This is a genomic window from Sphingomonas sp. 320_CC (assembly GCF_059691795.1).
Map to the genome: position 1 here is coordinate 909378 of NZ_JCAWAE010000003.1, position 11133 is coordinate 920510.

At 66.1% G+C, this 11133-nt stretch carries 7 protein-coding genes and 1 tRNA gene; 3 read left to right on the forward strand and 5 right to left on the reverse strand.

Going from position 1 to position 11133, the window contains the following annotated elements:
* Positions 1 to 111: 111 nt before the first annotated feature.
* The 4 genes from AC59GX_RS15790 to AC59GX_RS15805 all read right to left on the reverse strand — a co-directional run bounded on the left by AC59GX_RS15790 (position 112) and on the right by AC59GX_RS15805 (position 6006).
* The gene (locus tag AC59GX_RS15790; RefSeq protein ID WP_426281915.1) at positions 112 to 1293 is read right to left on the reverse strand and encodes an acyl-CoA dehydrogenase family protein; all 1182 of its coding nucleotides are present in this window, start codon (positions 1291 to 1293) and stop codon (positions 112 to 114) included.
* Positions 1294 to 1297: 4 nt separating this feature from the next.
* Positions 1298 to 2602 carry an amidase family protein gene (locus AC59GX_RS15795; RefSeq protein ID WP_497302049.1) on the reverse strand — a complete coding sequence of 435 codons (1305 nt, stop codon included), beginning with the start codon at positions 2600 to 2602 and terminating at the stop codon, positions 1298 to 1300.
* Positions 2603 to 2639: 37 nt separating this feature from the next.
* Positions 2640 to 4670, reverse strand: a complete 2031-nt coding sequence (locus tag AC59GX_RS15800; protein WP_497302050.1) for a 3-hydroxyacyl-CoA dehydrogenase NAD-binding domain-containing protein — start codon at positions 4668 to 4670, stop codon at positions 2640 to 2642.
* A gap of 115 nt (positions 4671 to 4785) precedes the next feature.
* Complete coding sequence (locus AC59GX_RS15805; protein WP_426281922.1) at positions 4786 to 6006, reverse strand: serine hydrolase domain-containing protein; 1221 nt, start codon at positions 6004 to 6006, stop codon at positions 4786 to 4788.
* Between the two features lie 193 nt (positions 6007 to 6199).
* On the opposite strand from AC59GX_RS15805, the gene AC59GX_RS15810 reads away from it, so the two are divergent.
* Positions 6200 to 7906 (forward strand): class I adenylate-forming enzyme family protein, encoded by a 1707-nt coding sequence (locus tag AC59GX_RS15810; RefSeq protein WP_426282431.1) that lies wholly within the window; start codon positions 6200 to 6202, stop codon positions 7904 to 7906.
* Between the two features lie 290 nt (positions 7907 to 8196).
* On the opposite strand, the gene glpK is transcribed toward AC59GX_RS15810, so the two are convergent.
* Complete coding sequence (gene glpK, locus AC59GX_RS15815) at positions 8197 to 9681, reverse strand: glycerol kinase GlpK (protein WP_426281924.1); 1485 nt, start codon at positions 9679 to 9681, stop codon at positions 8197 to 8199.
* A gap of 172 nt (positions 9682 to 9853) precedes the next feature.
* Between glpK and AC59GX_RS15820 the strand changes: the two genes are divergently transcribed.
* Positions 9854 to 11002: an AI-2E family transporter gene (locus tag AC59GX_RS15820; protein ID WP_426282432.1), complete on the forward strand. Its 1149-nt coding sequence runs from the start codon at positions 9854 to 9856 to the stop codon at positions 11000 to 11002.
* Between the two features lie 54 nt (positions 11003 to 11056).
* Positions 11057 to 11133: transfer RNA gene (locus AC59GX_RS15825), tRNA-Asp, on the forward strand.

The window sequence follows — 11133 nt, forward strand, 5'->3', positions numbered from 1 at the left end:
GTCGGGGAGAGGGTCGGGGAGAGGGGCTGTTGGGTCGGATCGCCCGAGCCTCACTGCCCCTCTCCCGCCTACGCTTCGCTGCGGCACCCTCTCCCCGAAGGGGTGAGGGAATTACGCCGGCAGTTCCAAAATCCGCTTGGTGATGATGTTGAGCTGGATCTCGCTCGTCCCGCCCTCGATCGAGTTCGCCTTGGTCCGCAGCCACGACCGCGGGATCGCCCCGCCGCGCGACCGATCGCTGTCCCATTCGAGCGCATCCGAACCGCCTGCCGCCATCATCAGTTCGTACCGACCCTTGTTCAGCTCGGTGCCGTAATATTTCATCATGCTCGGCTGGGCAGGATGCGCCTTGCCCGCCTTGAGCTCGTCGATGAACCGCTCGGACATCGCCCCGAACGCCTTCGCGCGTACCTCGAACAGCGCGATCGACGCACGCAGCAACGGATCGGCCAGCCGCCCGTCATGCCCAAGCCCGACGGTCGCGATCGCCCCGTCGATCAGCGGGTTGCCGCCGCTCGACGCCAGCCCCATCCCCGAGATCATCTCGCGCTCATGCCCGAGCAGGTATTTCGCGACGTCCCAGCCCTTGTTCTCCTCGTAGACGCGGTTGACCTTGGGCACCTCGACATTGTCGAAGAACGTCTCGCAGAACGGCGAATTGCCGCTGATCAGCAGGATCGGCTTGGTCGACACGCCCGGCGAGGCCATGTCGAACAGCACGAAGCTGATCCCGCCCTGCTTCGAGGTCTTGTCGGTGCGGACGAGGCAGAAGATCCAGTCGGCCTTGTCGGCGTAGGACGTCCACACCTTCTGCCCGTTGACGAGATAATGGTCGCCCTTGTCCTCCGCGGAGGTCGCAAGCCCGGCAAGGTCGGATCCTGCATTCGGCTCCGAATAGCCCTGGCACCAGCGGATTTCGCCGCGCGCGATCTTGGTCAGGTGATCGAGCTTCTGCTCCTCGGTGCCGTATTTGAGCAATGCCGGTCCGAGCATTGAGATCCCGAACGAATTGAGCGGGTTGCGCGCCTTAATTGCTGCCATCTCTTCGCGCAGAATCTTCGTCTCCGCAGGCGACAACCCACCGCCGCCATAGGCCTTGGGCCAGTCGGGCACGGTCCAGCCCTTGGCGGCCATCCTGTCGAGCCACTCCTTCTGCGCAGGGCTCGACGGCTTGAACTGGCGGCCTCCCCAGCAGACGTCGTCCTCCGAGCGCACCGGTTTGCGCATCTCGGGCGGGCAATTCTCCGCGAGCCACGCACGCGTTTCGGACCGGAAAGTATCGAGGTCGGACATCGGATCAGCTCCTGCTTAGTCGATTGCACAGCGCGGCGACGGCGATCGCGTCGTGGTCGCGGTAACGGTTGGTGATGACCTGCACGCCGATCGACAGGCCGCGCGGGTCGATCCCGACGGGCACGCTGGTCGCGGGCAGGTTGGGGAAGGTGGCGAGCCCCGCCCAGGCGAACTGGACGCCGAACGGGGTATCCTCGCCATCGATCGTCAGCGTGCGTCGCGCGACGTTGCGCTCGGCGATATGCGGGAAGGCGTTCACGCCGCTCGCCGGCGCGATCACCGCGTCGAACCGCTCGAACAGCAAGCTCCAAGCGCGCTGCAGTCGCGCCTGCGAGTCGAGGAGGTCGAACCAGTGCGACAGCGTCGCGACCTTGCCATCGCGCGCAGGCCCGCCGCGGGTCATCGCGATGCCGAGCATCCGCATATAGTCGGCATGCTGAGCAGCGAGGTCGATCGGCGGGCGGGCACTCGAAATGGTGGCGCCGGCCGCGGCGAGGGCTTCACCGACGCGCTCGATCGCGCCGATGATCGACGAATCGACCCGTGCCGAGGGATGCGCGGTGAGCAGCAGGATGCGTGGGCGGGCTAAGTCGACGGTCGCGCGCGGCAAGGGGATGTCGGCGAGTATATCAAGCGCAACGGCCAGATCCTCGGGATTGCGCGCGAGCGGCCCGATCACGCCGAGAGCCGCACTAGCCCCATCGGTGCCGGGCACGCGGTGACCCAGATCGGACAAGGCGCCATAGGTCGGCTTGTGCCCCCAGACGCCACAGAACGCGGCAGGCACGCGGATCGAGCCGCCGATATCGGAGCCGAGCTCGAGCGGTACCATCCCCGATGCGAGCGCCGCCGCGGCACCACCCGACGATCCGCCGGGCGTCAGCGTCGGGTCGAGCGGATGGTTCGTCCGGCCGTGGATCGGATTGTCCGCCTGCCAGTCGCTCAGCCGCACCGGCACGTTGGTCTTGCCGAGGATCACCGCGCCCGCCGCCTTCAGCCGGGTGACGGCGACGGCATCGCGGTCGACGATGTTGTCGCGGTGGACGCCGACGCCCCAGCTGGTCGGCAAGCCGGCGACGTCGAACGACTCCTTCACCGTCATCGGCACGCCGAACAGCGGCCGATCGTCCGGCCCTTCCGCATCGAGCGCCCGTGCGGCCTCGCGCGCCCGCGCAAAATCCCGGATCACGACGGCGTTTATCGCACCGTCGCGCGCCTCGATCCGCGCGATCGCCGCGTCGCACGCGGCGAGCGCGGTCGTCTCGCCCGCACGGATCGCAGCCGCAGTCTGAAGCGCGGAACGCTCCATCAGCGATCGACTACCGGCAAGAAACGACCGCGACCGATCACTTCAGCCGACCGCCCGATGCCGCCGCGTCCTTGAGCGACTTCGCCACCGGGAACCCGTATTTCTCGAGCCCCGCGACGACCTTTGCCAACCCCTCGGACTGCGCCCAGAACATCGGCCCGCCGCGGTAGACGGGCCAGCCATAGCCGTAGATCCAGACCACATCGACGTCCGACGCCCGCTGTGCCTTGCCCTCTTCGAGGATCAGCGCGCCTTCGTTCACCATCGTGTAGAGCGTCCGCACGACGATCTCCTCGTCGCTGATCTCGCGCGGCGTCACGCCCGACTTCTTGCGGAAATCGTCGATGATCTCGGTCACCCGCGCAGAGTTCGACGGCGTCCGCTTCTCGTCGTAATCGTAGAAGCCCGCCTTGGTCTTCTGGCCCCAGCGGTTCTCCGCCGCCAGCGCATCGCGGATGTTCTCGATCCGGCTCGGATCGCGGTGCCAGCCGATGTCGACGCCCGCGAGATCGCTCATCTGGAACGGACCCATCGGCATACCGAACGCGACATGGACCTTGTCGATCTGCTCCGGGCTCGCGCCTTCCAGCAGCAGCTTGGTCGCCTCGACCTGGCGCGGCATCAGCATGCGGTTGCCGATGAACCCGTAGGTGACGCCCGCCACCACGGCCACCTTTTTGATCTTCTTCGCGAGCGCCATGACCGTTGCCAGCACGTCGTCCGCGGTCTTGTCACCGCGCACCACTTCGAGCAATTTCATCACGTTGGCCGGCGAGAAGAAGTGCATCCCGACCACGTCCTCGGGCCGCTTGGTGCACGCCGCGATCGCATCGATGTCGAGATACGACGTGTTCGACGCCAGGATCGCGCCCGGCTTGGCGATCGCGTCGAGCTTGGTGAAGATCTCCTTCTTCACCTCCATCGTCTCGTAGACAGCCTCGATGATCAGGTCGCATTCGGCGAGATCGGCGAAGTCGAGCGTTGGCTTCAGCGCGCCCATCGCCTGCTCGACCTGCTCGGGCTTCATCCGGCCTTTGGCGGCGGTCGCTTCGTAGTTTTTCCGCACGACGCCGGTGCCACGGTCGAGCGCGTCCTGCTGCATCTCGACGATCGTCACGGGGATGCCCGCGGACAGGAGGTTCATTGAAATGCCGCCGCCCATCGTGCCCGCGCCGATCACGCCGACGCGCTTGATCTCGCGAAGCTTGGTGTCGGCGGGAACGTCGTCGATCTTGGCCGCCTGACGCTCGGCGAAGAAGATGTGGCGCTGGGCGGCCGACTGCACGCCGGTCATGAGCTTCATGAATTCCTGGCGTTCGAAGGCGATGCCCTCCTCGAAGCTGGAGCCATCGGCGGCCTTTTCGATGCAAGCAATGTTGGCAAGAGGCGCCTCGAAGCCACGGAAACGACGGCCATTTTCCTTCTTGAACGCCGCAACGGCGTCGGGATCGGCCTGCGCCGTCTTCTCGGACGCGCGGGGCAGGGGACGCTTGGTCGCGATCTCGCGCGCGAAGGCGACGGCATCGGCCTCAAGGCTGTCTTCACCGACGATCTTGTCGATCAGGCCGGCGTCGAGCGCCTTCTTCGCCGAGATCGGATCGCCCTTCGCGGTCATCTCCAGCGCGAGCTTCACGCCGGCGATCCGCGGGATACGCTGCGTGCCGCCAGCGCCGGGGAGCAGGCCGAGCTTCACCTCGGGCGTACCGATCTTAGCCGAAGGGACCGCGACTCGGTAATGGCAGCCGAGCGTCACTTCGCAGCCGCCGCCGAGCGCGGTGCCGTGGATCGCCGCGACGACGGGCTTCGACGACGCCTCGATCATGTCGACGACGGTGGGCAGGCCGGGCTCGACCATTTCCTTGCCGAACTCGGTGATGTCGGCGCCCGCAAAGAACGTGCGGCCATCACAGCGGATCACCATCGCGGTGATGCTGTCGTCGTTGACGCCCTCCTTGATCGCCGCTTCGAGACCCTGCCGGACCGCCGCGCCGAGCGCGTTGACGGGGGGATTGTTCGAGATGATGACGAGCACGTCGTCATGGCGTTCGGTGCTGATCGGGCTGGTCATTCTAGTCTCCTGGTGCCGGCCCCGTCATCCCGGCGAACGCCGGGACCCAGAGCCAAATTCGGTGTGCGTGCGGCCCTGGGTCCCGGCGTCCGCCGGGATGACGGCCGTTGGGGGATCAGGTCATCGCCGCGTAGATCATCGTCTTCAGCTCGCGGCGGATGGGATAGAAACTGCTCGGCGAAAGCTGCGTCATGAACACCATCGACAGGCGCTCGACCGGGTCGACGAAGAACGCGGTCGAGAACATCCCGCCCCAGTAGAACTCGCCCTTCGACCCCGGCACCATCGTCTTCGCGACGTCGTCGGTGATCGCGAACCCGAGCCCGAAGCCGGTGCCCGCGTTAGACGCCTCGCTGAACAGCGACTTCGACATTGCCGCGAGATCGGATTTTCCGGGCAGGTGGTTTTGAGTCATCAGGTCGAGCGTCTTGCGCCCGAGGATGCGCGCGCCATCGAGCTCGCCGCCGTTCAGCAGCATCGTGTTGAACCGGTGGTAGTCTAGCGCGGTTGAGACGAGCCCGCCGCCGCCGGAAACGAGCTTCGGCTGCCGGCTCCACGCACTCTCAGTCCCGCGATCGTACATCACGCGGCCCTTGCCCGGCGCGAGCGTGTAGCAATCGGTCAACCGGTCGAGCTTGTCGGCAGGAACCTGGAAGAAGGTGTCGTCCATCTTCAGCGGCGCGAAGATGCGCGTCCGGAAGAACTGGTCGAGCGGCAGGCCCGACACGCGCTGCACGACCGCGCCGAGCACGTCGGTCGCGACCGAGTAATTCCACGCGGTGCCGGGCGAAAATTCGAGCGGGATCTTCCCTAGTGCGCCGATGAACCCGTCGAGGTCATACCCGCCATGCCAGCCCTCGATCTTGCCGTCGCGGTACGCGGCATCGACGTTCGAGCGGTTCTGGAAACTATAGGTCAGCCCCGAGGTATGGCGGAGCAGGTCGACCATCCGCATCGGCTCGGCGGTCGGCCTGGTCACGAACGGCACGCCGCCACCGCCGCCATCATAGACGCCGATATCCTTGAACTCGGGCAGCACGTGGTGGACCGGCGTATCGACCGCGACGAGGCCCTGCTCGACCAGCATCATGAACGCGACCGAGGTGATCGGCTTGGTCATCGACGCGATCCGGAACAGCGATCCCTCGTCGACGCTCTTGCCGCCTTCGCGCGCCGCGCCCGCGTTCGAGAAATGGACGATCTCGCCGTCACGCGCGATCAGCAATTGCGCGTTCGGCAGCTTGCCCGAATCGATGTAGCGGGCCTGGAGCAGCGTATCGATCGCCGCCAACCGGCTCGCATCGAAGCCGTGCGCGGCAGGTTCAGCGATTTTCACGATTCGACCGTCCGTGTCATGACTCGCTCCATACCCCTAGTTCGAACTTGGTGCCTCTATTGCCTTGAGTGCGGCAGGAATCAACTATAACCTGTCTTCGAACAGGCGATAAGCCAAACCCGAAATTCAACTCTGGAGTCCACCGGTCTTGGCAAGCGAACCGATCATCGCACTCGATCCCTCCTGGCCGGCGATGTCGCTCGCCGATGCCGAGCGAATGCTGACCGCGCCCGGCGCGAAGTTCGAGATGGAGATGCTGACGATCGACGGCATCGAAACGCGCATCTGGAAGAACGCGCCGCCGTCGTTGCGCTGGCTAGCCGAGGCGGCGCGCGCGCATGGCGAACGGGTCTTCACGGCCTATGAGGACGAGCGCGTCACCTACGAGGCGAACTTTCGCGCAATCGCGGTGCTGGCGCACCGGTTGCGCGAGATGGGTATCGGTCCCGGCGACCGCGTCGCGCTGGCGATGCGCAACCTGTCCGAATGGCCGGTCGCGTTCTTTGCGGGCGCGAGCATCGGTGCGATCATGGTGCCGCTCAACGCGTGGTGGACCGGCGCGGAGATGGAATACGGCCTAGCCGACTCGGGCGCGCGCGTGCTGATCACCGACGACGAGCGTCATCACCGGCTGGAGGCGGCCTACGCGACGCTGCCGGCGCTGGAGCACGTGTTCGTCGCGCGCGCCGCAGAACCGCTGACGGGGATCGTCACGCGGCTTGAGGACGTGATCGGCACCCCGCACGACTGGGCTGCGCTGCCCGATGTAGGCCTCCCAGAAGCGACGATCGCGCCCGACGACGACGCGACGATCTTCTACACCAGCGGCACCACCGGCGCGCCCAAGGGAGCACTCGGCACGCACCGCAACATGATGTCGAACATCATGTCCGGCGGCTATTCCTCCGCCCGCTCGTTTTTGCGGCGCGGCGAGGCACCGCCCGAGCCGACGCCGCGTGTGACGCTGACGGTGATCCCGCTGTTCCACGTCACCGCCTGCTCCGCGGGGATGATGGGGGTGATCGCGACCGGCAGCACGATGATCTTCATGCGCAAATGGGACACCGTGCGGGCGATGGAGATCATTCAGCGCGAGAAGGTCAACATCACCGGTGGCGTGCCGACCATCGCCTGGCAGCTTTTGGAACATCCCGATCGTGGGAAATACGACCTCTCGTCGCTCGAATCGATTGCTTACGGTGGAGCGCCCGCTGCCCCCGAACTGGTGAAGCGCATCTATGCCGAGTTCGGCGCGATGCCCGGCAATGGCTGGGGCATGACCGAGACGATGGCGACGGTCACGCATCATGGGGGAGAGGACTATCTCAACCGCCCGACCAGCGCGGGGCCTCCGGTTGCGGCTGCCGACTTGAAGATCATGGCGGACGACGGCGTGACGGAGATGCCGCTGGGCGAGGTCGGCGAACTCTGGGCGCGCGGGCCGATGATCGTGAAAGGCTATTGGAACAAGCCGGACGCGACCGCCTCGACGTTCGTCGATGGCTGGGTTCGGACCGGAGACTTGGCGCGCCTCGACTACGAAGGATTCTGCTACATCGTCGATCGCGCCAAGGACATGATCATCCGTGGCGGCGAGAACATATACTCCAGCGAGGTCGAGAACGTCCTCTACGCGCACCCCGCGGTGACCGACGCGGCGCTGATCGGCATTCCACATCGTATTTTGGGGGAGGAGCCCGCAGCGGTGGTGCACCTCGCGCCGGGTGCGGTGACGACCGAGGCGGAGTTGCAGGGCTGGGTGCGGCAGCATCTGGCGGCGTTCAAGACGCCGGTCGCGGTGCGCTTCGTGCACGAGACGTTGCCGCGGAATGCGAATGGGAAGATCTTGAAGAAGGACCTGCAGGTGTTGTTCGAGGATCGGGCCGGGGTGTCGGCATAATCTTCTGCCCCCTCCCTGGAAGGGAGGGGGCATGTGGTGCTCTGGGCTTCGGTGGTGGTCGGTCGCAGCCGCGCTCCTGATCGAAATTTATGGTGGAGCGAATGGGAAGACCTGAGGAGGAATAGCAGGCGTTGTTCGAGGATCTGGCCCGAGTGACCGCGTAAATCTTCTGCTCCCCTCCCTGGAAGGGAGGGGCTGGGGGTGGATCGATTGCCGCATGCTCGATGCAGCGTGAATCGAACCGATCAACCCACCAACTCATCCCTTCCAGGGAGGGAAGCACGTTGCGCTTACAAACGGCTGGCAGCCACCACCACATCGACGGCTGTCTTCCACCCTACAAGTCGCGCCTGCCGCTCGTCCTCTCCCAGCGACGGCGTAAACGTCTCGACCTCGCCGCGCATTGAGGTGGCCTCATCGAGCCCTCCGAACAGTCCCGCACCCACGCCGGCCAGCATCGCCGCGCCCAACGCGGTCGTCTCTGCAAATCTCGGCCGCTCGACCTCGATGCCGAGCAGGTCCGCCATGTCCTGCGCCATCCAGTCGTTGGCGACCATGCCGCCGTCGATGCGCAGACTGTGCCAGTCGATGCCGTCGGCGGCGAAGGCGGTCTTCAGGTCGTGCGCCTGGTACGCCATCGCCTCCAGTGCCGCGCGGGCGACATGCGCCTTGCCCGTGGCGAAGCTCAGTCCCGAGATGCTCGCGCGGGCGTCCGGTTCCCACCACGGCGCGCCGAGGCCGCTGAGCGCTGGCACCAGGTACACGCCGCCGGTGTCGGGCACGCTGCGGGCCAGCGCTTCGGTTTCGGCGGCCGTGCCGATCAGGCCTAGCGTGTCGCGGAGCCACTGGACGAGGCTGCCGGCGACGAACACCGACCCCTCCAGCGCATAGGCGCGCTCGCCGCCGAGCTGCCACGCGACCGTTGAGAGCATACGGTGGCCCGAAGTCGGCGGTGTCGCACCGGCGTGGGTGAGGATGAACGCCCCTGTACCGAACGTGGCCTTGGTCTGGCCGGGCGCGAGGCAGGCCTGGCCGATCGCGGCTGCCTGCTGATCGCCGGCGATGCCGCAGATCGGAATCGCCCCGCCGAACGCGGTCGTCTCGCCCAACCGTCCGGCGCAATCGACGATCTCAGGCAAGGCTGCGCGGGGCACGCCGAACAGCGCGCAGAGTCCGTCGTCCCAGCTGCCGGTGTGCACGTCCATCAAGGCGGTGCGCGAGGCGTTGGTCGCGTCGGTCACGTGCAACCCGCCGGTCAGTTTCCAGATCAGCCAGCTGTCGACCGTGCCGATCGCAAGGCGCGCTCCCGCGTCGGCGAGATGCGGCCATTCACGCATGGCCCACCCGATCTTCGAGGCGGAGAAATACGGGTCGAGCAACAGGCCGGTCTTGGCCTGAACCTCAGCTTCGTGGCCCCGTTCGCGCAAGTCCCGGCAGGTCGCAGCGGTACGCCGATCCTGCCAGACGATCGCGGGCGCGAGCGGTTCGCCGGTCGCGCGGTCCCAGAAGACGATCGTCTCGCGCTGGTTGGTGATGCCGATCCCGGCAATCCGGTGCGCGCCGCCTGCCTGCGCGACCATCGCCGCGGTTACGCGCAACGTCTTGCGCCAGATCTCGGCGGCATCATGCTCTACCCATCCGGCGCGGGGGTATGTCTGGTCGAGTGCGCGGGCTTCGCTGGCGATGCAGCGGCCGTCGGTCGCAAACAGCATGGCGCGGGTGGACGTGGTGCCCTCGTCGATGACGAGAATTAGATCGTTGGCGTCGTTCGGCATGCTTGAATGCTAGCCACGATTACGGGATGGGGGAACAAAGGAAAATGCCATGACGGACGAGGGCCTTCGCCACGAAACGAACCAGCCGCAGGGCGGGGACAGCGCCGTTACCGAAGGTCCGCCGGCCGAGAGTGCGTTCGGATTGCCGATCGCGGTCGGGGTCGAGGATGCGATGCGAATCGCGCAGCGGCGCGATCGGTTGCTGGCGGCGCTGACGCTCACCGCTGGCGTCGGCCTGATCCTCGCCACGCCGTTCGCGTTGAAGTCGGGGGCGGAGTTCTTCCTTCCGCTCACCATCGCGCTCGTGATCTCGGTCGCGCTCGTGCCGGTGCTGGAATGGCTCGAGCGACGCCATGTGCCGTCGCCGCTGGCTGCGATCCTGTGCATCCTCGTGTTCCTGATCGCCGCGAACATCGCGATCGCGGCGATCCTCGTGCCCGCGACCGACTTCTTCCGCCTCCTGCCGACGCGGTTGGACCGGATCCAGAACAACCTCGCACCGCTGCTCGATCTTTATTCGAGCCTCGAAAAATACGTGAACAAGACGCTGCGGCAGGTCGCGTCGACGCCGATCAAGCAGCCGGCGACCGCTGGCGTCGCCGCGCCGGGCTCGATCCTCGAACTTGCGGCGACGTCGGCGCCGGCCGTTATCGTGCAATTCCTGTTCGGCGTGCTGATCGTGTTCTTCTTCCTCTCAGGCTGGACGCGGATGCGGCGCCAGACGATCACCGGGCGGACCAGCTTCGACGGCGCGATGGCGACCGCGCGCGTGATCCAGGACATCGTCGACGACGTGTCCGCGTATCTTGGCACGATTACCCTCATTAACATCGTTTTGGGGATCATTACCGGGGTAGCGCTGTGGTTCATTGGCATGCCGTATCCGGCGATGTGGGGCGGGATCGTCGCGTTGCTCAACTACATCCCGTATTTCGGGCCGGTGATCGGCGCGTTCCTGCTCGCGCTGGGCGGGCTGATGACGTTTTCGGACATCTGGATGGCGATGCTGCCGCCGGCGCTGATGTACGGGCTGCACTTGGTCGAGGCGAACGCGATCACGCCGTTCGTCGTCGGGCATCGGCTGACGATCAGCCCGTTACTGATCCTGATCTCGCTGAGCTTCTGGGGATGGGTATGGGGCACGTCGGGTGCGTTGCTGGCGGTGCCACTGCTGATCATCATCCAGACGGTCGTGAAGGCGGCGGGCAAGCCCGATATCGCCGGGTTCCTGTTCGAGCACGGGACGCTAGTGCAGCCCAAGACCGGGCGAAATCGCCGTCGCGGCGATCCGCCCGAGGCACAACGTGAAACTGGCGGATAATTTGGGTTGACGGTATCCGAACCCTCGCCTAGTTGCCGCCTCCACGCTGTTTCAGCGGGTGTAGCTCAGTTGGTTAGAGCGCCGGCCTGTCACGCCGGAGGTCGCGGGTTCGAGTCCCGTCACTCGCGCCA